Raw genomic sequence first — 24354 nt, 5'->3', positions numbered from 1 at the left:
AAAAATCGCAATTTCCTGTATGCAGAATAGACGTTTATTAACTTGATTTAGAGGATGGATGAGGACAAAATATTGTGATTCGAGGACATTCTGAGCAATACAGTGAAGTATGCATGGGCATTTGAACGCAGTGTACATAGTGTTCGGTTAATGGCTGATTTCGCGATGGAATCAGGCATCTCTTATCAGACAATTTTGCAAGGGACTGGGCTTAGCCAACAACAATTACTTGACCCTAATATGGTGGTGACAGGCCATCAGGAATTACAGTTGATTCATAACTTGGTTGAGCAACTAGGAGACAGACCCACATTAGGCTTAGAGGTCGGCACACGCTATCATTTCACCACATTTGGGCCATTAGGCATGGCACTGATGAGTAGTGCGAGCATTCGTGAAGCACTAGATTTGGCCTTGACCTATTTTACTTTAACCTTTGCTTTTACCCGCTTTGATGTGTCGGATACACCACAAGGAATCCGTATTGAAATTGATGAGCAAGATATTCCATCTTCAGTACGTCAATTCATTATTGAACGCGATGCCTCTGCACTCATTACGGTACAGCGAGATTTGGTGCAGGACAATTTTTGCCAGTATTTGGCTTTTTCTTTCCAACTCAAAGGTGATGCCGAGCCTTATCAGAACTTATTTGGTGTGATGCCAGAATTTGGTGTAGTGAAAAGCTTTGTAATTCTTGACCCGCAAAAAGTAGATCAAAAGCTACTTATGGCAAATGATTTGGTGCTACATACAGCCGAAGAACAGTGCCGCCAAATATTAGAAAAACGCCAATCACAAAATAAATTTACAACCTTAGTGCAACAGCAACTTATGAATTTGCGAGGGGAAATGCCTTCTATGGAAATAGTCGCTGATCGATTGCATTTAAATATGCGGACCCTACGCCGTCACTTGGCATTAGAGGGAATGACTTTTATACAAATTCGTGAAGAGGTCAGGCAAGTTCTAGCTGAGCAATATTTGGCATTACCAAAAGCTTCGGTTGAGCAAATTGCCGAGTGGTTAGGTTATGCCGAACCTGCCAGTTTTATTCATGCTTATAAAAGATGGCATGGGAAAACACCTCATGCCATGCGTTTAGTACAAAAATAAAAAATGAAAGGCGCTTTTGCTTTTCTTTCATTAAGGAGCGGTTTATTTAATAAAGCTTAGTTGCTTACTGATTTTTTCTAAAATCGGGGCTTTCTTGGCCTGAAATTCAACTTTGTTTTGTTGAATCAGGTTGTTGCCTTTGGTGTCGATAGAAATAATGAGCGGACCAAATTCTCTTACACGATTTATCCAAAGGGTTTCTGGCATACCTAGGTCTTGCCATTCAGCGCCTTCGATCTCTTCAACTAAAGTTGCTGCGAGTACTGCACAGCCTCCTGGGAAAATCGCATGAACGGCAATATTTTCCTGACATCCAGCAGCTGTTTCTGGTCCCATGCCACCTTTACCTACAATAAGCTTAACGCCAGTTTGCTTAATAAATTCCCGCTCGAATTTCTCCATCCGCATACTGGTTGTTGGGCCAATCGAAACCATCTCGAAGTCGTTTTCACCTTTTTTGCGCACAATAGGGCCAGCATGAAAAATCGCTCCGCCTTCAAGATTAACTGGCAGTTCACGACCTTGTTCGATCAGTCTGCGATGGGCAACGTCGCGACAAGTCACTAAACGACCAGTCAGATAAACCACATCACCGACTTTAAGGTCTAAAAGATCTTCATCTTTAATAGGAGTTGTCAGAATTTTTTTCATAGTACAACTCCTTCATGAGACAAGATTTCATACGACATATCTGGATTAATCTTAATTTTGCCACGGCGATGTGCCCAGCAACCTGTATTTACGGCAACCCCAATTGTTGATGGGTGGCGTGCAGAAGATTCAATATTGACTCCCATAACACTGTTATTGCCTGTGAGTCCCTGAGGACCAATACCAATTTCATTAAGACCTTGTTCTAACAGTTGCTCCATCAAGGCAGCGCGTGGGTTATCACTTGTTGAGTCAACCGGACGCATAATGGCGAGCTTAGAAAGGCGAGCCGCTGTTTCAACTGAAGTCGATACGCCAACACCAACCAGTAAGGGTGGGCAGGCATTTACACCGCGTTCGGTAATAACATCCATCACAAATTCAGCAACGCCTTCATAGCCCTGACCTGGCATTAAAACTTTTGCTGCACCTGGTAAGGTACATCCGCCACCAGCCATATAGACATCAATGGTACAAGTGTCGAGTTCAGGCACAATACGCCAATCTAACCATGGAATTTGGGTACCTGTATTTGTACCGGTATTTTTTTCATCGAAGGTTTCAACAGCGTTGTGACGTAAGGGGCCTATGCGTGTTGCTTCGGCAGTAGCTTCGCTCAAAATATCTTGAAGTTCACCAAGCAAAGGGAAGTTAGCACCTGCTTCAACAAAATATTGAATGACACCAGTGTCTTGGCAGCTTGGGCGGTTGAGTTTATCTGCAGCTTGCTGATTTTCTTCCATCGAGTCATAAACTGATTTAGCCAATGGATTAGTTTCTAAGGTACGAAGTTCAATTAACTTGCTTTTCACATCTTTGGGTAAGCGTTTTCCAATATAAGCCGTAAATTTGGCCATGGTGTCCGTAAGGGACTGGACTGCGATATCTTTGTCCATGTTGTGCTCCTTGAAGAAACTTGTTCAGATTTAATTGATGTAAATAGGGTTATTGGGTGGCTTTAGCAGTGTTTACTTTCACTTTTTGGGAGAAGCTCAGCACTAGTGTTAGTAAGGTCGAGATAATAAGTAGACCGGCAACAAAATAGAGTCCACCTGTGAAATCTCCAGTTTGATCTTTAATCCAGCCGATCATGGCAGGGCCTGCAAACCCACCTAAATTTCCGATTGAATTAATCGTTGCAATGCCTGCTGCTGCGGCTGATCCTGACAAGAACATGGTTGGCATGCTCCATAGCGGTGGCTTGGCACAACTAATACCGACATTCACAATGGTAAGTGCGGCAATTAATCCAATGACATTGTGTGTGCCTGCTGCAATTGCGAGACCAACTGCTGCGGTTAAACATGCAATAGCAACATGCCATGTACGTTCATTGGTGCGGTCAGAGTGTCGAGACCATAAAACCATGGCAATGACAGAAACAATTGGTGGAATGGCATTTAAAAGCCCCACAGTCATAGAAGTTACGCCAAGCTGTTTAATAATTTGTGGCGCCCAGATGCCGAGTGTATAAAGCCCAGCCGACGTTCCGAAATAAATCAATGCAAGAGCAAGTACTCGTGGGTTGGCAAGACCGCGAAGAATGCTGTGATGCTGTGGTGCATTTTTCCCTACATCCTCTTCCTTCATGGTTTTTACAAGCCATTCACGTTCATCCTGTCTTAACCAAGTAGCTTGTTCAGGGCGATCCGTCATATATTTAAAAACAACAACGCCTAAGATGATTGCTGGTATTGCCTCAATAATGAACATCCACTGCCAACCAGCGAGCCCCCAAATTCCATGCATTTCAAGTAATGCGGCAGAGATTGGTGAACCCACCGCGGTAGCAATCGGAGCGGCTGCCATGAATAAAGCAATCACCCCAGCGCGATGGCGAGCAGGAAACCAGTAAGTTAAGTACAAAATAATGCCGGGAAAGAAGCCAGCCTCGGCAACACCGAGTAAAAATTGCATAATGTAAAAGCTGGTTGAGCTTTCTACAAATGCCATGCCTGCTGCGATCAACCCCCAAGTCACCATGACTCTAGCAATCCAGATGCGGGCACCGACTTTATGCAAAATAATGTTGGATGGGACTTCAAATAAGAAATAACCCAAAAAGAAAATTCCGGCACCAAACCCGAGAACCGAGGCTGTAAAGCCTAAGTCTTCTTTCATGGTGAGTGCGGCAAAACCAATATTGACGCGGTCGATATAGGCTATAAGGTATAACAACATAATAAACGGTACGATTCTCCAAGTAATTCGACGTAACGTTCGCTTTTCAATATCCATTTCCATGTCATGACTCCATATTCATGACTACCAATCCTGATTGGTAGTTTTCGCTTTCTTTACCGCTATTGATTCGGCTAGATGGCTTTTCCCGTTCATCCACAGCATTCCTTCTGCGGACATTTTTATGCTCTTAAATAAGAGATGGCTTATGTCGGGAAACATTGAAATGGATGTTAAACCCTTTAAAAAACTGATGAATCGATATAAAGTTAAATCACTATTGCAAAAAACTTAATAATCATGAATGCAGATACGGAATTAGCTTTCTTTTGTTTATTGGTTAAACAAGGAAGTCTTGTCGCGACGGCACGAGAGTTAAACTTGACTCCACCTGCGGTTTCCAGACGTTTAAATCAACTTGAAGAGCGTTTAGGTGTAAGGCTTTTAAATAGAACAACACGCCGAATTAGTTTAACCAGTGAAGGTGAGGTCTACTTTGAAAATGCGGTTCGTATTTTAAAAGAGATTGATGAAATGGAGCGTTTGGTTTCAAGTAGTCGGGCAGCACCCAAAGGGGTATTGCGTGTGAATGCTCCTTTAGGCTTTGGCCGTTCTTATATTGCGCCAGCGATTTCTACATTTGCCAAAATCTATCCTGATGTCGATGTCCAACTGCATTTAACAGACCGCCCGATTAATCTGCCAGATGAAGCCATTGATGTCTCAATCCGCTTTGGCGAAATACCTGATTCACGTCTAATTGCAAAAAAATTGGCAGCCAACCGCCGTTTATTATGTGCATCACCTAGCTATTTAAAAACGGCAGGGCAACCACTCACTCCTCATGATTTAACACAGCATCAGTGTATTGTGATTCGGCAAAATGATTCAGCTTATGGGAATTGGCGGTTAAGTCATGGCAAACAAGTTGAAACTGTTAAAGTTCATGGGCAACTAAGTACCAATGATGGGGCAGTTGCATTAAATTGGGCCTTAGAAGGCTATGGTATTTTGATGCGAGCAGAGTGGGACGTAGCAAAATATTTAAGAAGTGGTAGATTAGTTCAAGTGCTAGCGGACTATGAAACACCACCAGCAGATGTCTATGCGGTGTATTTAGAGAGACTGAATCTGTCACCTAAAGTCGCGCACTTTTTAGATCATTTACGCCAATTTTTAAATCAGCATGTCGATGGGCCAGAGCCGCGTTCAAGCTGGTAATGGTGCTATTAATCTTGATTATAAAAAAGTCAACTTAAAGTCTAAGTTGGCTTTCAATATTATTTTCTATTTAAACGCAAATGCAATAACCGTGTTGCTGAGGTGTGGCGAATTTCATCGATACGTGCATTAAAATATCGTTCAGTGATGGCTTCACCGGAAAGATCTTCGACCACTTCAAATCCCATCTGCTCCACGGCCTGATGTAAATCTCTTGGTTTAAATTGGCCCAATAAAGGCTCTTTCAGCAAATAGGTAAATTGTGCAACGCCCATACTTCCAAGTCGCTCAATACCGTTTAATTCCTGAAAATCGGTCGAATAGTCGAGTACCACTTCACTACCGTTTGCAGCAAAGTTGGCAATACTTTTTAAAGTTTGTAAGGTCGTTTGCGGATTTAAATAATGAGTTGTGCCTAACCATGAAAAAAATGCAGGAGCAGATGAATCGTAGAGACTTCTGTTTAATGCTTCTGAAATAGACTCTTTCTCAAAGTTAATCGCAACAAATTCAACGGTAGCAGGAATATTCCCTAACTTTTTTAGCTTAGTCTGTTTGGCCGCTTGAGTATCAGGATGATCCACTTCAAAAATTTTCAAAGTAGGGTAGTGGTGTGATTCACGTAGTGCAAAAGAGTCTAGGCCAGCACCCACTAACACATATTGTTGAGTATTTTGTTGAACGGCCTGATCAAGTAAATCTTCGGCATAACGTGAGCGACCGACCACTTGTCCAGTGAGTAAACCTAAAGTGCGGTTTAAAACAGCAGAATTCATGACTTTAACAATAAGTGGGCTAGAGAGAAGTTTTTTCCAGCCTTTACTGGTCAGATCAAAAGCATAAGGATCTGAAAATACAGGGTTTTGTGTATTTTGAAAATGATTGGCTCGTAATGCAGCAGCGGCTTCAGCAGTACGGCTTGATTGTCCTTCTTTCATCTTTATCCTGTTTTTTTATTTCTTGAAGATATTCAACGAAGAAGGCAGTGCATTTCATGAAAACCTAAAATACACTGCCTATTTCTTACAACGGATTTGATCGAAATTACAAATTAGTAAGTTTTCGTCGTTTGATACGTCACTTCATAATCTTTCAAATCTACTTTTTTCAAACGCTGTTTAAGTTTTTTCAATGACCAAGGCCATGCGGCAAAGTTACGACCGTTGGCATCAAGGTAATAACTCTTACATCCGCCACTATTAAATACGGTTGTTTGCAGGTGTTTTTGAACCAAGTCATTGTGCTTTTTAATCACATCAGATTTAACATTTAACTTGCTAATTCCTTTGTTTTTAATTTTCAATAAGCCATCTACGATATAGTCGAGCTGTGCTTCTGCCAAACCAATGAAAGAATCATAGACTAATACGTTTGGACCCAAAACTAAAAATGCATTCGGTACATTTTCAATATTGGTCCCTAAGTAAGCCTCTGGTGAAGTATTTTTCCATAAATCATTTAAACGTTGTCCTTTTTCATTAAACACACGTTTACCGATTGGTGGGTGAGATACTTCAAAGCCTGTACCCCAAATAATCACATCAACTTCGTGGCGTTCACCATTCGCAGCAACCACTGTGTTGCCTTCTACTTTCACTAAACCATGTGGAATAAGTGTGGTATTCGGTGCTTGTAAAGCAGGGTAATAGTTGTTAGCAAACAAGATACGTTTACAGCCGATATCAAAGTTTGGCGTTACATTTTTACGTAGAACTGGGTCGTTAATTTGCAATTTAAGTAATTGCTTACCCAATACATTGATTGGTTTTAGGGCAAGTGGATTACGTAAACCAAAGTTAATTGCATTCAGCGTTAACGCGACACTTTTACGCCAGCTCGCCTGAATAGCTGGATATTTGGCAATGACTGATTTACTAAACTCGCCCAAGTCGGTATCTGGTTTTGGCAGTACCCAAGGTGCTGTACGTTGGAACACAAACAGTTCTTTCGCTTTTGGTTGGATTTGTGGCACAAACTGAATAGCAGATGCACCAGTACCAATCACGGCAATGCGTTTACCTGTGAGGTCATAATCATGATTCCATTTCGCTGAATGGAACATTTCGCCTTTAAATGTTTCTAAGCCTTCAAGACGTGGAATTTGAGCTTCGGTAATTGGACCTGTGGCAAAAATAACGGTTTTAGACAAATATTGTCCAGTAGTGGTGTCAAGCACCCACACATGACGTGAATCATCCCACGCAGCATTGAGCAATTCATTGTTGAACTCAATTTTAGATGCAATATTAAACTCGTTACTTACATCTTCCAGATAACTCAAGATTTCTGGTTGGCGCGCAAATAAATGGCTCCATTTTGCACTTGGTGCAAATGAGTAAGAATAAAGAGCAGAAGGTACATCGCAGCCACAGCCTGGGTAGGTGTTTTCACGCCATGTTCCACCAACACGACTAGCTTTTTCAATAATTTTATAATTGGTATAACCAACTTGATCTAGGCGAATGGCAGCAGCGATCCCTGAAATGCCCGCACCCACAATAAAAGTATCGAAAATATGGCTTGGTGATTTGACAGCTTTTTTTGCTGATGCATTTGTTTTCATTTGAGCAGTCATATGTGTACTACCTATAAATTTCTTATTTAAATAATTTGTACGATGTACCAAGGAACTTGGTATACAAGCTTGGGGATGCACGTTTCATGAGCCAGAATAACTTCGCATCAATTTGAGGAATGGTATACATCTCATCCTGATCAAGACGATTAAGGGTTAATCTTGCAACATCATCACTTGTGGTGAGCGCATAGTTCATCAGTGCATGGTCTGCAAGCTTTGAATAACGTCCTGGAATTCGACCATTTTTAATGATATTGGTAGGTACCAGCGTCGGGCAGAGCACATTCACTTTAATATTAAACTTACGCAGTTCGGCAGAAAGTGTTTCTGAGAGCGCACGCACACCCGCTTTAGTCACGTTATAAGCAGTCATTTCTGGTGCAGCCGTGTAAGATGCCGCAGATGCCACATTAATAATCGCGCCGTAACCTAACTTTTTAAACTTGGGAACAAATGCATGACAACCATGAATAACACCCCAAAGGTTAATATTCATGACCCAGTTCCAGTCTTCTAGGGTTAGCTCATCAAACTTGCCACCCAAACCCACACCAGCATTATTAATGACAAGAGTTACAGGGTGCCCAAGCAAGATTTCAGCAGTCTCAGCGAGATGGTTAACTTGTTCAGCATTACCCACATCACAACGCATAGCAAAAGCTTTTGCGCCTTCTTGTTCAAGAAGTTTTACTGTTTCTTCAGCAGCTTCGAGATTAATATCTGCACACACTACGCTACCACCACGTTTCGCAAGTTCAATTGCAAAACTTCGACCAATCCCACTGCCTGCACCCGTCACTACGGCATAAGCTTTTTGGCTTGGTTTAACTTTCTTTTTGCCAAATAAAATCATGATTCATCCATAAATAGCTTGAAGAGATACCAGCTACCTATTCGATAGCTGGAAATGCAGGACGATTAAGACATGCGTACTGGTGGGGTAAATTCTTTAACAAAGTAAGGAGCAATTGCGCCGCCTTCTGTCAGCAATTTCTTTTTGTAATACTCAAGATATTCAGTCGTATCATGATCATTTGGATGAAAGTCTGGGCGTAAGTAGTCAAGAATTTGACCAATCGTACTGCCGAAAACTCCGTCTTTTGGACCAAAGATTAAGCCTACACCACGACGAGCGTCCTTCCAGAATTTCAAGGTCAGCATCTCTTGTGGCTTTCTTAAAACAGGGACAAATAATGTAGTCGCAGGGATTAAACCTAAAATGGTAAATAGCGCGAGGAAGAAACCAGACGCACGTAGTGCATAACTACCATTTAACAGTTGATAGACATCATAGGCAATATCTTTATGCTCAGATTCTTCAAGCATATGCCACATCCAAAGTGCGCGGCTTTTTTCGTCATTTGAATAATAGAAGTTCTTTTCATGCTTCATCATGTATTCAGCAAGTACCGCAGTAAAATGCTCAATACCCGCCATCATTGATAATTTGAGTGGCTGTGGAAACTTTAAGAAAACATATTTAAAGAAGTTTGAGCCAAGAAAACGATATAGAGCGACAGGATATTCAGCATCTTGAAGGGCATCGTTATATTCATTGTGCAATTTTGAGTGAATTGCTTCTTGGCCAATCAACGAAGTTACTCGCTGCTTTAATATTGGATCTTTGATAAATTCACGGTGATGGCGAGCGGTTTCAATAACCAGATCTTCGCCATAAGTTAAAAACACCGAAAGTGTGGCAAAAAACAAAGTAGCAAATTGATTGTCCATATAGAATCTGACATCAATTTCTTTACCATCAAAACCAATATTTAAATGTCTGATCGGAATTGAGCTTTTGCTAGCAAAATCTGGTAGCTCAATTTCACGCTGAAATTTAAGTTTGTTAAATGATTTTTTAACTGCGGTCGAGATCATGGCGACACCCTGAAGCAAAGTAGTGGTGCATTTTGATGAAAATTAATAAACTCAATGATCAACAAAGCACTGTAAAATTCCATTTTCAAAAACAGATAATTCTCTGCATTGACTACGGTGTTGTTGCTCCGTTATTTGTTTGATTATTTGGCTGAATAACGGAAGAAGAACCGAGGCAGACAAAAGAGCTGCTTAAAGAGTCTTCTTTAATTTTTTCATATTAATCTGACATTATGTTCGGATTCAATTCGGGTAAATTTTTAAATATATAAAAGTATTTTATAGACATTCTTTGTAATAATAATTTTAAATAAATTTGATTTATATTTTTGAAATATAACAAATTAAATTTATTCCTGATCTCGGAAAATAGTAAATAAAAGCATCGATTGATTGATAAGTTGAGATCTGTTTTTCTCAGTTTTTCTGATTAAGTTTGACAACTATTCGGATTTTGTTTTTTTATTTCTACCGAGTTAGATTACATGCTAATCTGACTTTATGTTCGGATTATTGATTAGATCGTATGACTACGCGTAAACCTCGTCAAACTCGAGCCAAAGTCACTGTCGACACGATTATTGAAGCAGGTTTTATTGCAGTGGCACTTCACGGACCAAGTGGCACTACAACACGCCATATTGCAGAGATTGCAGGGGTGAGTGTCGGGTCTTTATACGAATATTTTAAAAATAAAGAAGAAATTTATGATGCGATGAATCACTTTTTTGTTCGGGAAATTCTGGACATGATTACAGAGCTTACACCGACGATTTTACAGTTGGAGTTAGAGCCTGTCATCGAAATGATTTTTTATACTTTTAGTGATTTATTAAAGAAAAATAACGACCGCTATTTGACTGTTTTGCGTTATGCAGGGGAGTTACAGTACGACAAATACATTCCCAAAATTGAACAGGCTTTAATGGAAGTGATCATGAAATATATGATGCACAATCCTAAATACCTAAAAATCAATAATTTGCCTGTAATTACCTACATTTGTATCAATAGTGGAATTTTTAATGTCGCACGGCATCTTATTTTGCCAAACCCTTATATTAGTTTTGATGAAATGGTGCAGGGGCTAACCACGATGATTATGAGCTATATCAATACAGAGATGGCACGTTCAGAAGAGCACTGAGCTGAGTTAGAATTTTTATAAGTCCGATCAAAAATAAAAAAGCCCTCGCATAAATTTTATGCGAGGGCTTAGTTACATTATGGCATGGTTGGAACTTCTTCAGGACGCATATCGAAAATCAAAATTTCGGCGTTATCACCATTGGTAAACGATAAACTTCCGCCTTCACGAATACGTGCAGCATCGCCAGTGTTAAATGTTTTACCATTTACATCAACACGACCTTTGGCAACGTGTAGGTAAACATATCGATCCTCAGGAATCACAAATTCAGCAGTTTCTTGACCATCAAAAAGACCTGAGTAAATATTAATGTCTTGTTTGATCGATAAAGTTTTCTCGCCACCTTTCGGTGAGATGATCAAATGCAATTTACCGCGTTTGTCTGCTTCATCAATATGAACTTGTTGATAGTCTGGCTCTGTATTCACTTCATTTGGAACAACCCAAATTTGCAAGAAATGAACGCCTTCTTGAGCTGAGTGGTTAAATTCACTATGAGCAACGCCACGACCTGCACTCATCAGCTGAATGTCACCCGGCACAATCACAGAGCCTGTACCCATCGAGTCTTTATGCTCTAATGCACCTTCCAGTACATAGGAAATAATTTCCATATTACGGTGAGGGTGAGTACCAAAGCCTTTAGATGGAGCAACGTTATCATCGTTAATTACAAGCAGATCCGAAAAACCAACTTGTTTAGGATCCCAATAGTTAGCAAATGAAAAGCTATGTTTTGATTGTAACCAACCATGATGTGCTGCACCACGCTCGTGAGATAAACGCATATCAAACATGATGTATTCTCCTGATTTAATTTTTTATCTGAGTACAGTTTATCGTAGCGTTTATTGGAATGAAGCTATGAAAATGGAAAGCTTGGTGCGATTTATAGAACGATAAAATTTGGACGTAATTTTGCTAGTCAACCAATAGAGTCAAAGGAGAAAAAATATTTTTTAAATGAGATGAAGATTTCTTTGAGATGAATTTTTACTTTTAAAGCTAAACAGGCAACATAGAAATTAGTCGCTAAAGAAACAATTTTAAAGAAAAGTACATTAACGAAAATAGCTCCTTTTTATTTCATTTAAAGCTTAGCAAATAAAAACAAATTTCAAGCCATATACACATTTGTCTATGCTCTATCTTTAAAATAACTTAAGAGTTAAAACCGATAAAAAGATAATATTAAAAATAACTAAAATAAGCTCTTATTAAATAAAGTTACTTTTCAATGGAAAAGTTTAGTATTTAGTAGGTTTTTTAATGATATTTTTAAAATAACTTTTATTTTCAATAATTTGAATAAGAGTGTGTTATTGTAAATAAATGTGAAAATATTCACAAAGCTATAATTTTTTGTTAAGATCATTAACATTAAAAACATAGAGATAATAATAATGATCAATAAAGTATTAATAGTGTTGTGTGTGGGTATCGTCTTTGTATTAGGGTATTGGGCTTATTTAGATACTCAAAATAAAAGACATCAAGAGCTAATGCAGATCATACAAGAAGCTGAAAAAAACCTGCAAAGTATCGAACGAAATCCGAATCATGCTCATCACAGCAATTTAGCTTCTTTTCATATGCAACAATATATAGGCGAGAAAAAAATTATTTTCTAACAATAACGAGCTATAAATTTCTAACTTTTTACAGTGTCATTGGTCATATCTTTTCATAAATTTTGATCATGTTTCTGTTGAATCTGTTAAACTTATTGAACGTATAGTAAAAAAGCTGCATAGGGGTTATGCAGCTTTTTTGTGTTTCAAGAGGGGCTGTGGTTGTTTGCTATGTATAAAGCTAGAAATCAAATGAGTGGCATATTTGTTGCTTCTTAAATTTGAGATTCTTGTTTATAGGACTGAACAGAAAAACAATATTGTTCAGCGACGTACATAGACGTAAATATTCCACAGTTCAGATTTTGCATAGAGGCTACTTATGGCGGCGCCCAATTCTTCGGCAGGCTGGTTAGAGCGTTTATTTAAGCTAAGCGACAATAAAACCACTTTCCGAACTGAAGTTCTTGCTGGTGTAACTACATTCTTAACGATGTGTTATATCATTATTGTCAATCCACTCATTTTATCTGAAACCGGCATGGATCATGGTGCCGTATTCGTTGCAACCTGTTTGGCAGCAGCAATCGGATGTTTAGTAATGGGGATCATTGCAAATTATCCAATCGCACTGGCCCCTGGTATGGGTTTAAACGCTTACTTTACCTACTCGGTTTGTATGGGGATGGGCGTGCCGTGGCAAACAGCTTTAGCGGCTGTTTTTGTTTCAGGCCTTGTTTTTCTTGCAATTAGCTTCTTTAAAATTCGTGAAGCGATTGTCAATGCGATTCCGATGTCACTTAAGTTTGCAATCGGTGGGGGTATTGGTTTATTCCTAGCACTGATTGCACTAAAAAATGCTGGAATCATTGTTGATAACCAAGCGACATTAGTCGGTTTAGGCGATATCAAACAGCCTACAGTATTATTAGCGCTATTCGGATTTTTAATGATTGTGGTTTTACACCAATTAAAAGTTCGCGGCGCAATCATTATTAGTATTTTAGTGGTTACGGCCATCGCTACTGCTTTAGGTTTAAATGAATTTAAGGGTGTAGTGGGTCAAATTCCTTCAATTGCACCAACATTCATGCAAATGGACTTTGAAGGTCTATTTACAGCAAGTATGGTGGGCGTCATTTTCGTATTCTTTATTGTCGACTTGTTCGACAGTACAGGTACTTTGGTTGGTGTTTCACACCGTGCAGGTCTTTTACAAGACGGTAAATTACCTCGTTTGAAGAAAGCATTATTTGCAGACTCTACTGCAATCGTTGCTGGTGCCGCATTAGGTACATCTTCAACTACACCATATATTGAATCAGCTTCAGGTGTAGCAGCAGGCGGACGTACTGGTTTAACTGCTGTTGTGGTTGCAGTCTTATTTATCTGCTGTTTATTTTTAGCACCTCTTGCTCAATCTGTACCAGGTTTTGCAACGGCGCCAGCTTTATTGTTTATTGGTGTGTTGATGATCCAAGGGATCACTCAGATTGATTGGGATGATATTACTGAAGCTGTTCCAGCATTTTTAACCATTGTATTTATGCCATTCACTTATTCAATTGCTGATGGTATTGCAATGGGTTTTATTAGCTATGCATTAGTTAAATTATTCACGGGTAAGGCAAAAACTGTACCGTACATGGTATGGATTATTGCTGCGCTTTGGGTATTTAAATTTATCGCGTTTGGCGGTTAATATGATTTTTTATAATTTTCTTCTTGAGCTATCTTAGACATAGTTTTCAATAAGAAGAAAATTATAAAAGGGTGTGATTTTGACCACACCCTTTTTTCTTTAGACGTGGAGTTAATATGAATCAAGTCGAGCTGATTCGCGCCTTACCAAAAGCCGAATTGCATGTGCATATTGAAGGGACTTTTGAACCTGAATTAATGTTTGCAATTGCCCAGCGCAATCAGATTCAGATTCCTTACAAATCTGTTGAAGAAGTAAAGCAAGCTTATAACTTTCATAATCTTCAATCATTCTTAGATATTTATTATGCTGGTGCAAATGTTCTTGTACATGAACAAGACTTTTATGATTTAGCATGGGCTTATTTTGAGAAATGTGCCGAAGATCATGTCGTTCACACAGAAATGTTCTTTGATCCGCAAACCCACACTGACCGTGGTGTTGCGTTCTCAACTGTGATTAATGGTTTAAAGCGTGCGTGTGCAGATGCCAAAGCTAAGTTTGGTATCAGCTCTCAACTGATTATGTGTTTCTTACGTCATTTAAGTGAAGAAGCTGCATTTGAAACACTTGAACAAGCTTTACCATTTAAACAAGACATTATTGCAGTCGGTCTCGATTCAAGTGAAGTAGGGCATCCGCCAGCTAAATTTGAACGTGTTTTTGCAAAAGCACGTGAAGAAGGTTTCTTAATCGTTGCTCACGCTGGCGAAGAAGGTCCCCCTGAATATGTATGGGAAGCTTTAGATCTACTTAAAGTGAATCGTATTGATCATGGTGTACGTTCTGAAGAAGACGAACAATTAATGGCGCGTTTAATTAATGAAAAAATGCCGTTAACGGTTTGTCCTTTAAGTAACTTAAAGCTATGTGTTGTTAAGGATATGAAAGATCATAATATCCGCCGTCTTTTACAAAAAGGCGTACACGTGACTGTTAACTCAGATGATCCTTCATATTTCGGTGGATATATGAATGATAATTTCTTTGCCATCCAGCAAGCTTTAGACTTAAACAATGATGAGTTGAAACAACTCGCAATTAACTCTTTTGAAGCCTCTTTCATTTCAGATGAAGAGAAACAAAAGTGGATTGCAGAAATCCAAAAAATCTAAATAAAAAAACCGCCCGAGATAGGCGGTTTTTTTATACATCGGGTTTATTTAGGTTGTTTAGTCATACTATTTAAAATATTGTCTTTATCAATAAAGTGATGTTTTAAAGCTGCAAGTACATGCCCAACAATAAGAAAACCTGCAAACCAAGAAATATAAATATGTAATGGTTTAACAATAGCTAAAAGCTCTGGGTTATCTTGCACTAAACGCGGAATTTCAAATAAATATAAAACAGGGGCAGGGTGACCAGCACTCCAACTAAACAAGCAACCAGTGACAGGTAAAGCCACTAAAATTACATAAAGGAATAGATGACCCACGTGTGCCAGAGTTTTCATCATCAGTGACATGGTGTCAGGTAGTTTTGGAGCTGGATGTGTATAGCGCCATAAAATCCGGATAATTACTAAAAAGATAATTGTGGTTGCAATGTTCTTGTGCAACGTAATCACATCACCTTTAAAGCTGCCATCAACGTCATAGCTTAAAAAATTTCCACTATAAAAGCCAATAACCCATGCGACGATGAAAATGATTGCCATCACCCAATGCAGAATTTGTGCGGTACGGGTGTAATACTGAGAGGAAGCAGCAGGCATAAAAGACCCTTTTTTTGTCGTTTTGATTTGTGATTTTAGGGGAAAGCGCAGATTTTGAGAAATGTTTTAAATGTGACAGAGCGTGCTAAAAACAGAACGTTTTACTGCATAAAAAAGCATTTGATGAGCTGGGTTTCGGTCGGCAAAATAGTTTGCATAAATGCATCAAATTATTTGTTTCTTCTAAAGTTGAGTTTAGGCACAATACGCGCTGCCAACGTTCAATCAAAGGAAAAAATGATGAAAAAATTGATGCTCGCTCTAGCACCAGTTGTTTTAGCTTTAACAGCATGTGCAACAACTACAGGCACTGCTACAGGTGCTGCTTCTGCACAAACCACAACTCAACAATTGGGAGTTGCTGCGTTAAAGGTTGCTGTAAATGCGAAATGTATTACAGAGATTAATAATGTCGCAGCTTGGAAAACAGCAACAAAATATATGACTGCTGAGCAACGTGATAGCATCCAAACCAATGTTTGTGGTTGTGTGAGCGAAAAGGCTCCAAACAGTGTGACAGCAGTAGAATTAGCTGCAGCTGCACTTGATGTAAATACACGTGCTACAATCGTAAACCAAGTGGTTTCTAAAACTGTAAATGCTTGTGTGGCAGAAGCTTTACAAAAGTAATTAATAAATTATGTGTTAAAGAAGGCTGATTACTATTGATCAGCCTCTTTTGTTTAAAGGTAGTGAGTTGATGTTTATTGCTGGTGTAGATGAGGCGGGACGGGGACCTTTAGTAGGTTCGGTTGTGGCAGCAGCCGTTATTTTAGATCCGAATAATCCAATTTTAGGATTAAATGATTCTAAAAAATTAACTGAAAAGAAACGTGAAAAGTTGTTTATTGAAATACAAGAAAAAGCCTTAGCTTGGTCAATTGCTGAAGCAACTCATGCTGAAATTGACGAACTAAATATTTTACAGGCGACTTTTTTGGCTATGCAACGCGCTGTTGACGGCTTGAAAACTCAACCTCAAAAAGTGATCGTTGATGGTAATCAAATTCCGAAAGGAATTATTATTCCTTGTGAAGCCATTGTTGGTGGAGATGCAAGCCATGCTGAAATTAGTGCAGCAAGTATCTTGGCAAAAGTGACACGAGATCGACAGATGGCAGAATTAGATCAGCAATATCCGTTATTTGGTTTTGCCAAACATAAAGGATATCCAACCAAAGCACATTTTGAAGCGATTGCCGTGCATGGCGTGATTGATCAGCATCGTCGTAGTTACGCACCTGTTAAACGTGCTTTAGGTCTATAAATACAACCACTTAAAAAATTTAAAGCGACTATAAAGTCGCTTTAATTAGGGAGAGAACAACTTCATACTAACGATTGAAGTTTTTCTGTGCATAATTATCATCTTCATAAGAAACTTGATAATCTTGATCAAGATGTTGAAGGTGTTCATGCATTGCACGTTCATGTTGAATACGTTGATAAATTTCTTCGCGATGAACAGAAACCTCTTTTGGTGCATTCACACCAATACGAACCTGGTTTCCTTTGACGCCAAGCACAGTAACACTGACTTGATCCCCAATCATTAATGTTTCCCCGACACGGCGGGTCAGAATCAGCATGTTTATCTCCTTGCTAAACGCTTAAAACTGCAATATTGGTACCCAAATAAAAAGCTCAACCTCAGTTTTCAGTCAGATTCTAACAGAAATATGAGAACAAAGTCATATTTTGATAATCTCTGCCAAAAAACTTTCCGTTTAATATAACAGAGCCGCTATAAAAAAAACTATAGCGGCTCTGTGTTTTCTTTGATTATTGTCGGACAAGTAAACATTTTTTAATGAATTCTTGACCGGTTGGTAAAATTAAGCGCGGGCGCTGCTTTCACCATGTTCACGATCCAAACCAAAAGCGGTATGTAAGCAGCGAACAGCAAGTTCAAGGTATTTCTCGTCGATAATCACAGAAACTTTAATTTCAGAAGTTGAAATCATAAGAATATTGATACCTTCATCAGCAAGGGCAGTGAACATTTTGCTCGCTACACCTGCGTGTGAACGCATACCTACACCAACGATAGATACTTTAACGATGTCATCACGTGTTGAAACTTCACGTGCGCCAATATTTTTAGCAGTTTCGTTTAAGATTTTTTCAGCTTTCGCTAAATCAACACGGTTTACAGTGAAAGTGAAATCTGTTGTGCCATCTTCTTCAACATTTTGCACTATCATATCGACTTCGATATTGGCATCACTTACTGGTGATAAGATTTTAGAAGCAATGCCTGGTTCATCAGGTACACCTAAAATCGTTAATTTTGCTTCGTCACGGTTAAAAGCTATACCTGCAATAATTGGCTGTTCCATAGTATCTTCTGCCTCAGTAGTAATGAGTGTACCAACATTTTCTTTAAATTCGTCGTCAAAAACGCCGTCGTCGTCATTATCAAAGCTTGATAATACACGTAAAGGAACTTGATATTTCCCGGCAAACTCTACTGAGCGAATTTGTAAAACTTTAGAACCTAATGATGCCATTTCTAGCATTTCTTCAAAAGAAATACGGTCGATTTTTTTGGCTTTAGGAGCAACGCGAGGGTCAGTAGTGTAAACACCATCTACATCAGTGTAAATCTGGCATTCGTCAGCTTTTAAAGCAGCAGCAAGAGCAACACCTGAAGTATCTGAACCACCTCGACCTAGTGTTGTGGTATTTCCATTAGCATCAAAGCCTTGGAAACCGGCAACCACAATAACACGGCCTGCATCTAGGTCATTGGTCATGACATCTGTATCAATAGACTCGATACGCGCCTTGGTAAATGCACTGTCAGTTTTAATACCGACTTGACGTCCGGTATAGGATTTAGCTTCCACACCAATCGAATTAAGTGCCATAGCTAACATGGAAATCGTCACCTGTTCACCGGTTGAAACCATTTGGTCTAACTCACGTGGGTCAGGTGTTTCGGTAATGGCTTTAGCGAGAGCAAGTAAGCGGTTTGTTTCACCACTCATTGCAGATACGACCACAACAACCTTGTGACCGTGATCATGCCAACGCTTCACACGACGAGCAACATTTAAAATGCGCTCGGGGGTACCCATAGAAGTACCGCCATATTTTTGAACGATTAATGCCATATCGCCTAAACCCTTATAATTAAACGGGAAAAGTATATTCTTGCTTCCTTGGTTTCATTATATGTACACCATTATGTACATAAATGAAATTGCTGAGTTTATCTAGCAAGCCGTGATTCGGCGGACAGTATATAGTAACGTAAATATGCTAACAATCATTGATCTGGACTAATTTCATCAAGTTTGCTGATTGTTAGCTTCGGTACAACTTATATAGCTTTTTTTAGTTGCTTTTTTTGCTGGCATTCTTCCTCCCACTTCATTACATCAGTAGCGAGGTATCTTTTCATTGTCCCGCCTTCAGAACTTAATGCTGGGGCTGGGAATGGAATCCCCCAAGGTGTGTTAATTTCCCACCGATTAAGTGTGCGTTTAGTAATATGAAACATCTCACACACATTGTTAGATGTCAGATATTTATCCACATTAGCCCTCCTTACTTTCCGCTTTAACTTCTAACTGGATGCCTTCATATGTGCCATCACCCCCACAATTCAGACAGTGTGTATATATGCCTAAACCATCCCCATCAGGACTAAAGTTTTCAAGTAATGAAACATCTATAAATTCAGTACCGCCAATTGGCTTCGTATGAATATGAGGGGCAAGGCCGTAATAGGGGAAAATGCATTCACCGTTCCCGTCATCACAAAAATTACATGTTTTAACTTTTAATCCACTCATCCTTTAGTTCCTCAACTCATTACGTTCTTTCTTCAATTGACGCAAAAGGTTGTGAAGAGTAACGGTTACAGCTTTATCTAGACTTTTGGTTGAATGAAACTCTGCTAGTTGAGACAGTGCTAAACCAAAAATGTGATATGCAAAAACTTTTGCAGCTTCCGGATTGTTTTTGAGAAGCTCCTCAGTACTTGGACAAATGATTTCTTCAAAAATATGAAGAGCCACCTGATCCGGAGTACCTTCAATACGGCTAGGGTTCAAATTAACTTCACCAATAACTTTGCTCATTGTTCAGCTCCCGATACGTTTGGCACACTATGAAAATGCATCCAATGTGAAGGTGGATCATTTTGATAGTTTGCCCATACGCTATTTAAATCCTCATCAATAGTCATATAGTCTTGTTCTGGGGTGACATCAGGAGCATCTGCCCAACAAATAAGTACCATTATGTCAGTAGGTGGCAATTCATCAGTCACGCTAATCCACGTTGGAACTTTGGATTTCATGAAATCTACGGCTTTCTTCCACATTGGAGCTAAGAAGTTCAATTGAAAACCTAGTTCAAAATTATAAGCACGATGCCCATGCTTCAAGCCTTTTTGGCGATCAAGATAAAGCACGAGTTTATAACTGCTTTGCTAATCAGTTGGAAAATTTGCTGAAAGGTGGTGCTTGATGTCATCAGTCAGCATTGCTGAATACCGCAAGTTATTTCCGATAAAGAAAAATAAAAAGCGGCGTTCAGCAAAGCAAGTTGCCAGACAACCAAGTGTGGGTGAAATGGTTCTGGCAACGCATTTAAGAGCATGCAAGATCGGTTTTGAACAGGAATATAAGTTCCATCCTGAACGCAAATGGAGAGCAGATTTTTTAATAAAGGGTACAAAGATTTTGATTGAGGTAGAAGGCGGGATCTGGAGCGGAGGCCGTCACACAAGAGGCAAGGGCTATTTAGGGGATATGGAGAAATACAACTCCGCAGCAATGATGGGTTTTACAGTTTTACGGTTCAGTACAGAGCAAGTGAAAGCAGGCGTGGCGATTAAACAAATTGAGCAATTGGTAGGTGAAAAATGAGTGCAGTTTTAAAAACCCAACAAATGGATTGGTCTAAATATACTATTGACGGTTGGTTAGAGCAGTTTGGCGCATGGTGTGAAACAGTTAGAATGAAAGGGGGTGATTTGCCAGATGGGCTTCATATCAATCAAATTTACTGGTTGATGCGTGAAGCTGGCAAAGAAGTACAAAAAAGTAAATCTTATATTCGATGTGAGATCAGTGATTATGAGGCGGATCAAATTCAAGCACTTTTACGAAGTCTATTAAATTCTGATAAAACAGATTTTACAACTAAGTTTGCATTAATTTGTTTAATTAAAAATAAGGTTGAAAATAAAGGATTGTTGAAGGTTGCTCAAGAAACAAACCAATCTAAAGCTCAGGTCGCAATTATGGTGAGTTGCGCTAGATTTTATTTATTAGGTCATGATAAAAGATTAAGACAAAATGGAGGTTCAAATGAAAACATACACTGTAAAACTATATGAAGGCGTTAGTCGGGAGAAAGTTAATGAAACTTTGAAATACTACCCTGATTATTTTGGTAAAATATCAATAATTACAAATGTAATTAATAATAAATTGCAATTAACACTAAAAGCATTTGAAGGAATCGACGTTATAACTGCCAATGATCTAATGATTAAAATCGTTGAACGTTTAAAAGCTTCTCAATTAGTAGAAAAGCATAATTTAGACTTGTTGACTGTCTAGACGCTTTATGGCATATTTTTGATATAGTGGACAAAGTTATAAGCGTTGCACCAATTTGTTTTAAAAGCTCACTTAATCGTGGGCTTTTAATTAGGATTTGAAAAAACATGAAATTTATCGTATATTAAACTTACTATATGATGTCTATTTCCATTATAGTGTTTTTCAGTTGAAAAGCTTAGTCCGTACTTTCCCCAAGGTACGGATTTTTTTTATTTTTTGCTATATAGTCCAGGCTGGTAAAAATGAATATCTGTGTTGGTGGTGAATTAGATGGGCAAGTGATCGAAAAAGAAGGCAGATTACTTAAGGCTTCTGACATTGATCCATCATTCAAAACTGAGTACTACAAGCAAGTTTTTAACCGTGACAACATTAATTATCATTTTTGGCTACCAATAGGGTCCAACTTGCATGAAATGTCAAAGCGAGTTTTGGATATTTTGAGAGCATCAAAAAATTAAGCTTAAAGTATATTGTAAATACATCTTCTAACTTGTATGATATGTCACAAATACTGCGCTGAAAGTTTTTTGTTTTTTGACCCGTTTCTTTTTAGAAGCGGGTTTTTTAATTTTTCTTTATGTATTTAAATTAGATGAAAGTATATGTTGCTTTTATTAGGTAGCTTATTGTTTACTTCGCATTAAAATTATTCTTTCTAAGAAGTTAATAAAATGAAAAATTATTTAATAGGGTTAGTTATTACTTTGGGTATTAGTGGATGTGTATCTATACCGTCCATAGACTTTTCGCAGCAAAAAGTTGAAAGGTTTAATCCAGTTAAAAATTGGATTAGTGTTGATACCGCTCCAGTCAAGGATATGCCAAATGGCAAAGAAATCTTTAAATTGAAAGGGGGAAGTGAAGTTTATGTATTCTGGTACCAAGATGAATGGGCGTTATTAAATCCAAATATGGATAGACAACAATGGATTGATACTAAATATTTGTGCAGTTTTGCTGGTTGTTATACTCCACCAGTCACCTATAGATATTCAAAAGGGAGTTTTGATAACAGGCAGCCTGTTTACTCAACTCCTCAAAGAGAATCAAAAGGCTATAATAATACTAGAACTAGAAGTTCTGCTACTACACGGACTCCAAGAAGTTATAGTAAAACGACTAATAACTCTTGTTACTGCACATCTGGAACTTATTGTGTTGGGCCTAGAGGTGGACATTACTGCCTTAATAGCACAGGTTCAAAAAGATATCTTCCACGATAAACTGTATAAGCTTTAAGAAGCTCTGCTAAATATCGATTATTGGCGGGGCTATTTAATTGTTAAGTATTTCTGTAAGATCTGAGTGTTGCTTTAAACAACAATAAACCTTAATGATCAGCGCAAAAGTCATAAGGGGAAAGCCTACTTGAAAGAGTAGGCTTTTTTTATGAGAAATCATTCAAGTTCAAGTTGATTGTCATCCTTAGTAACTTTTATTTTTAATTTTTTGTATTTGCGTTTGTTTGGATCTAAAGCGGAGTTTGATACTTCATCGGCAAATTTAGGATTCTGCATTAATTTGTAATAGGTTTTATACCCAATACGAATTCTAGTTGGTGGGCAGTCAGTTCTTTTTGAGTAATATTCAATCTGCGAATTTAATTCGTCTAAAAGTGTTTGGTGTTCCATTGTGTTATTGATTTTGGCAGTTAGGTAAACTAAGGATACTGTAATTTACAAAATCAAGCAGAAGTAATTGATACACATTGTGTTTATTGGTTGTAATGGTTAGTGCATTAATAAGATTAAATGTGACTTATTTAACAAAAAAAAGTGTTGAGTGAAATTTAATCAAAATGTCACATGGCTGGTTTAAATTATATTTATAAAAATAAAAATGATAGAAGATTGCAACGGACAATAACTATGCAAGCATGATTCTCAAACGATTGAATTAAGCTGACTCTAACAAGTTGGCTTTTTTTTAGCTATCGATTTTTAAATGTGCTAGCCGGGAAATACGGCAAAGCCTCACTATTGATTAGTGGGGGCTTTTTCTTTTTGTGTTAAGCTGATCTCCATAATTTTATGGATTAGTACAATGTTTATTTGCGTTGATGGTGAGCTCAATGGGCAAGTGATAGAAAAAAGGGGTGTTAAGAACAAAGATGTGTATAAATATTAGTAAATTATAAAATTATTAAATAAATTCAAATATTTAAATTAAAAATAAGTGATAAAACTTTAACAATATTTACGTACGTGATGAATTTAGTAACTCAAATAAACATTATTTTAGACGGATAATTATAAAAAACGGAGTACAAATGTCATGAATAAGAATGTAGAGCTAATAAATTACATTGATGTAGCTGAGACAGTTTACGAACGGGTATATGAAAATAATAAAATTTCAAATAATTTGATTGTTAATCTAAATCGCATTATGGCTGAGATAAAGAATCAAGCTGCAGAAAAAAGACTCAAATTGAAGTACAGCTCAATAGACTTTGAACATTGTTTAAGTTTGCCTTTAGCTGATCGCAAAATAAAAGTAGATTTAAGCCTTATACCTCATTTTGAAGATCGTGAAGAAAGTATTTTGTGGTTAACTAACTTTATTGGAAAAATTTGTGTGCCCAGAAAGATGCAAAGACAGAAAAAAAATCTTCATTAAGTACCTGTGAATTTTAGATGAACCGCCCTTAAAGCGGTTTTTTATTGCTAGTAGAATATTTAAGGTATCTTTTCTAATAGGCACATACTATTGAAGTGTATTTTATTTATTTTTTAGATTGAAAAGATTGCTATTTAAGTAATTTAAATATAAAAATCTTTATTGATTGAGAGTAGTTGTTATACAGGATATTTATAAGGATTTTAAAATGACAATTATCACATTGCTCGATGTTAAGACGAAGAAGAAGGTGATAGTTCGGTCCGTAATAGACCCAATAGCAAGAATAGACAAAAAAGGGAATATACAAATTATTCAAATTCATAAATGGCTATATGATGAATCTGGAGATTTCGTTGATGAAGACTTATATGAGGCACTCAAC

30 protein-coding genes are annotated in these 24354 nt (G+C 38.1%); 14 read left to right on the top strand and 16 right to left on the bottom strand.

Annotated elements, in window-relative coordinates; all coding sequences use genetic code 11:
- Positions 1-102: 102 nt before the first annotated feature.
- The gene (locus HMPREF0013_RS10350) at positions 103-1116 is read left to right on the top strand and encodes an AraC family transcriptional regulator (protein WP_019767898.1); all 1014 of its coding nucleotides are present in this window, start codon (positions 103-105) and stop codon (positions 1114-1116) included.
- A 42-nt stretch (positions 1117-1158) separates the two neighbouring features.
- Here the strand turns inward: HMPREF0013_RS10350 and ttdB are convergent, their stop codons facing one another.
- Genes ttdB through HMPREF0013_RS10335 form a run of 3 tightly spaced genes read right to left on the bottom strand, consistent with a single transcriptional unit; the run spans position 1159 to position 4011 of the window.
- The gene (gene ttdB / locus HMPREF0013_RS10345; protein WP_000722967.1) at positions 1159-1767 is read right to left on the bottom strand and encodes a L(+)-tartrate dehydratase subunit beta; all 609 of its coding nucleotides are present in this window, start codon (positions 1765-1767) and stop codon (positions 1159-1161) included.
- Entirely contained in the window at positions 1764-2663 is a 900-nt protein-coding gene (ttdA, locus tag HMPREF0013_RS10340; protein WP_002163154.1) for a L(+)-tartrate dehydratase subunit alpha, read from the bottom strand. The genes ttdB and ttdA overlap by 4 nt, the downstream gene beginning before the upstream one ends.
- Positions 2664-2712: 49 nt before the next feature.
- Positions 2713-4011 (bottom strand): MFS transporter, encoded by a 1299-nt coding sequence (locus HMPREF0013_RS10335; RefSeq protein ID WP_005802827.1) that lies wholly within the window; start codon positions 4009-4011, stop codon positions 2713-2715.
- A 237-nt stretch (positions 4012-4248) separates the two neighbouring features.
- Here HMPREF0013_RS10335 and HMPREF0013_RS10330 point away from each other — a divergent pair, with 237 nt between their 5' ends.
- A complete protein-coding gene (locus tag HMPREF0013_RS10330) occupies positions 4249-5169 on the top strand; it encodes a LysR family transcriptional regulator (protein ID WP_002163157.1) in 921 nt (306 codons plus the stop codon).
- 59 nt (positions 5170-5228) lie between these two features.
- On the opposite strand, the gene HMPREF0013_RS10325 is transcribed toward HMPREF0013_RS10330, so the two are convergent.
- The 4 genes from HMPREF0013_RS10325 to HMPREF0013_RS10310 all read right to left on the bottom strand — a co-directional run bounded on the left by HMPREF0013_RS10325 (position 5229) and on the right by HMPREF0013_RS10310 (position 9625).
- Complete coding sequence (locus tag HMPREF0013_RS10325) at positions 5229-6107, bottom strand: class I SAM-dependent methyltransferase (RefSeq protein ID WP_005802826.1); 879 nt, start codon at positions 6105-6107, stop codon at positions 5229-5231.
- 113 nt (positions 6108-6220) lie between these two features.
- Positions 6221-7744, bottom strand: coding sequence for a flavin-containing monooxygenase (locus tag HMPREF0013_RS10320; protein ID WP_002115335.1), 1524 nt, complete (start codon positions 7742-7744; stop codon positions 6221-6223).
- A 22-nt stretch (positions 7745-7766) separates the two neighbouring features.
- Positions 7767-8600: an SDR family NAD(P)-dependent oxidoreductase gene (locus tag HMPREF0013_RS10315; RefSeq protein WP_002163159.1), complete on the bottom strand. Its 834-nt coding sequence runs from the start codon at positions 8598-8600 to the stop codon at positions 7767-7769.
- A gap of 65 nt (positions 8601-8665) precedes the next feature.
- Positions 8666-9625 carry a metal-dependent hydrolase gene (locus HMPREF0013_RS10310; RefSeq protein ID WP_002163169.1) on the bottom strand — a complete coding sequence of 320 codons (960 nt, stop codon included), beginning with the start codon at positions 9623-9625 and terminating at the stop codon, positions 8666-8668.
- A 526-nt stretch (positions 9626-10151) separates the two neighbouring features.
- Here HMPREF0013_RS10310 and HMPREF0013_RS10305 point away from each other — a divergent pair.
- The gene (locus HMPREF0013_RS10305) at positions 10152-10772 is read left to right on the top strand and encodes a TetR/AcrR family transcriptional regulator (RefSeq protein WP_002163161.1); all 621 of its coding nucleotides are present in this window, start codon (positions 10152-10154) and stop codon (positions 10770-10772) included.
- Positions 10773-10849: 77 nt separating this feature from the next.
- On the opposite strand, the gene HMPREF0013_RS10300 is transcribed toward HMPREF0013_RS10305, so the two are convergent.
- Entirely contained in the window at positions 10850-11572 is a 723-nt protein-coding gene (locus HMPREF0013_RS10300; RefSeq protein ID WP_002115337.1) for a pirin family protein, read from the bottom strand.
- A gap of 606 nt (positions 11573-12178) precedes the next feature.
- On the opposite strand from HMPREF0013_RS10300, the gene HMPREF0013_RS10295 reads away from it, so the two are divergent.
- From HMPREF0013_RS10295 to HMPREF0013_RS10285, 3 genes are all read left to right on the top strand, one after another.
- The gene (locus HMPREF0013_RS10295) at positions 12179-12406 is read left to right on the top strand and encodes a hypothetical protein (protein ID WP_002163179.1); all 228 of its coding nucleotides are present in this window, start codon (positions 12179-12181) and stop codon (positions 12404-12406) included.
- Positions 12407-12728: 322 nt separating this feature from the next.
- On the top strand, positions 12729-14048 hold the full coding sequence (locus HMPREF0013_RS10290; protein WP_002163170.1) for an NCS2 family permease: 1320 nt from the start codon (positions 12729-12731) through the stop codon (positions 14046-14048).
- Positions 14049-14164: 116 nt separating this feature from the next.
- A complete protein-coding gene (locus HMPREF0013_RS10285; protein WP_002163181.1) occupies positions 14165-15163 on the top strand; it encodes an adenosine deaminase in 999 nt (332 codons plus the stop codon).
- A 44-nt stretch (positions 15164-15207) separates the two neighbouring features.
- On the opposite strand, the gene HMPREF0013_RS10280 is transcribed toward HMPREF0013_RS10285, so the two are convergent.
- On the bottom strand, positions 15208-15765 hold the full coding sequence (locus tag HMPREF0013_RS10280; RefSeq protein WP_002163173.1) for a cytochrome b: 558 nt from the start codon (positions 15763-15765) through the stop codon (positions 15208-15210).
- 240 nt (positions 15766-16005) lie between these two features.
- Here HMPREF0013_RS10280 and HMPREF0013_RS0105250 point away from each other — a divergent pair, with 240 nt between their 5' ends.
- Positions 16006-16395 carry a hypothetical protein gene (locus tag HMPREF0013_RS0105250; RefSeq protein WP_002163174.1) on the top strand — a complete coding sequence of 130 codons (390 nt, stop codon included), beginning with the start codon at positions 16006-16008 and terminating at the stop codon, positions 16393-16395.
- 70 nt (positions 16396-16465) lie between these two features.
- Positions 16466-17032, top strand: a complete 567-nt coding sequence (rnhB, locus tag HMPREF0013_RS10275; protein ID WP_002163155.1) for a ribonuclease HII — start codon at positions 16466-16468, stop codon at positions 17030-17032.
- Between the two features lie 67 nt (positions 17033-17099).
- On the opposite strand, the gene csrA is transcribed toward rnhB, so the two are convergent.
- From csrA to HMPREF0013_RS10245, 6 genes are all read right to left on the bottom strand, one after another.
- Positions 17100-17354, bottom strand: coding sequence for a carbon storage regulator CsrA (csrA, locus tag HMPREF0013_RS10270; RefSeq protein WP_000906487.1), 255 nt, complete (start codon positions 17352-17354; stop codon positions 17100-17102).
- A gap of 246 nt (positions 17355-17600) precedes the next feature.
- A complete protein-coding gene (locus HMPREF0013_RS10265) occupies positions 17601-18881 on the bottom strand; it encodes an aspartate kinase (RefSeq protein ID WP_002115333.1) in 1281 nt (426 codons plus the stop codon).
- A gap of 209 nt (positions 18882-19090) precedes the next feature.
- Positions 19091-19306, bottom strand: coding sequence for a hypothetical protein (locus tag HMPREF0013_RS10260; RefSeq protein WP_000362184.1), 216 nt, complete (start codon positions 19304-19306; stop codon positions 19091-19093).
- Position 19307: 1 nt separating this feature from the next.
- Positions 19308-19565 carry a hypothetical protein gene (locus HMPREF0013_RS10255; protein ID WP_002163156.1) on the bottom strand — a complete coding sequence of 86 codons (258 nt, stop codon included), beginning with the start codon at positions 19563-19565 and terminating at the stop codon, positions 19308-19310.
- A 3-nt stretch (positions 19566-19568) separates the two neighbouring features.
- Complete coding sequence (locus tag HMPREF0013_RS10250) at positions 19569-19853, bottom strand: hypothetical protein (protein ID WP_000048743.1); 285 nt, start codon at positions 19851-19853, stop codon at positions 19569-19571.
- Positions 19850-20188 carry a DUF551 domain-containing protein gene (locus tag HMPREF0013_RS10245; RefSeq protein WP_005802796.1) on the bottom strand — a complete coding sequence of 113 codons (339 nt, stop codon included), beginning with the start codon at positions 20186-20188 and terminating at the stop codon, positions 19850-19852. The genes HMPREF0013_RS10250 and HMPREF0013_RS10245 overlap by 4 nt, the downstream gene beginning before the upstream one ends.
- A gap of 55 nt (positions 20189-20243) precedes the next feature.
- Between HMPREF0013_RS10245 and HMPREF0013_RS10240 the strand changes: the two genes are divergently transcribed.
- From HMPREF0013_RS10240 to HMPREF0013_RS24435, 5 genes are all read left to right on the top strand, one after another.
- Entirely contained in the window at positions 20244-20645 is a 402-nt protein-coding gene (locus HMPREF0013_RS10240; RefSeq protein WP_002118340.1) for a DUF559 domain-containing protein, read from the top strand.
- A complete protein-coding gene (locus HMPREF0013_RS0105245; RefSeq protein ID WP_001277128.1) occupies positions 20642-21118 on the top strand; it encodes a hypothetical protein in 477 nt (158 codons plus the stop codon). The genes HMPREF0013_RS10240 and HMPREF0013_RS0105245 overlap by 4 nt, the downstream gene beginning before the upstream one ends.
- Positions 21090-21344 (top strand): hypothetical protein, encoded by a 255-nt coding sequence (locus tag HMPREF0013_RS10235; protein WP_000861102.1) that lies wholly within the window; start codon positions 21090-21092, stop codon positions 21342-21344. Before HMPREF0013_RS0105245 ends, HMPREF0013_RS10235 begins: the two co-directional genes overlap by 29 nt.
- 245 nt (positions 21345-21589) lie before the next feature.
- Complete coding sequence (locus tag HMPREF0013_RS10230) at positions 21590-21808, top strand: hypothetical protein (protein ID WP_001017713.1); 219 nt, start codon at positions 21590-21592, stop codon at positions 21806-21808.
- A 213-nt stretch (positions 21809-22021) separates the two neighbouring features.
- On the top strand, positions 22022-22573 hold the full coding sequence (locus tag HMPREF0013_RS24435; RefSeq protein ID WP_001984397.1) for a hypothetical protein: 552 nt from the start codon (positions 22022-22024) through the stop codon (positions 22571-22573).
- Positions 22574-22747: 174 nt separating this feature from the next.
- Here HMPREF0013_RS24435 and HMPREF0013_RS25190 read toward each other — a convergent pair whose 3' ends face one another.
- Positions 22748-22981, bottom strand: a complete 234-nt coding sequence (locus HMPREF0013_RS25190; protein WP_000401164.1) for a hypothetical protein — start codon at positions 22979-22981, stop codon at positions 22748-22750.
- 643 nt (positions 22982-23624) lie between these two features.
- On the opposite strand from HMPREF0013_RS25190, the gene HMPREF0013_RS10220 reads away from it, so the two are divergent.
- Positions 23625-23969, top strand: a complete 345-nt coding sequence (locus tag HMPREF0013_RS10220) for a hypothetical protein (protein WP_002118344.1) — start codon at positions 23625-23627, stop codon at positions 23967-23969.
- Positions 23970-24354 lie beyond the last annotated feature (385 nt).

It is taken from the genome of Acinetobacter sp. SH024, from assembly GCF_000163635.1.
GTDB classification, from domain to species: domain Bacteria; phylum Pseudomonadota; class Gammaproteobacteria; order Pseudomonadales; family Moraxellaceae; genus Acinetobacter; species Acinetobacter pittii.
The sequence above is the reverse complement of the archived record's forward strand: the minus strand, read 5'-3'. Positions and strand labels throughout refer to the sequence as shown.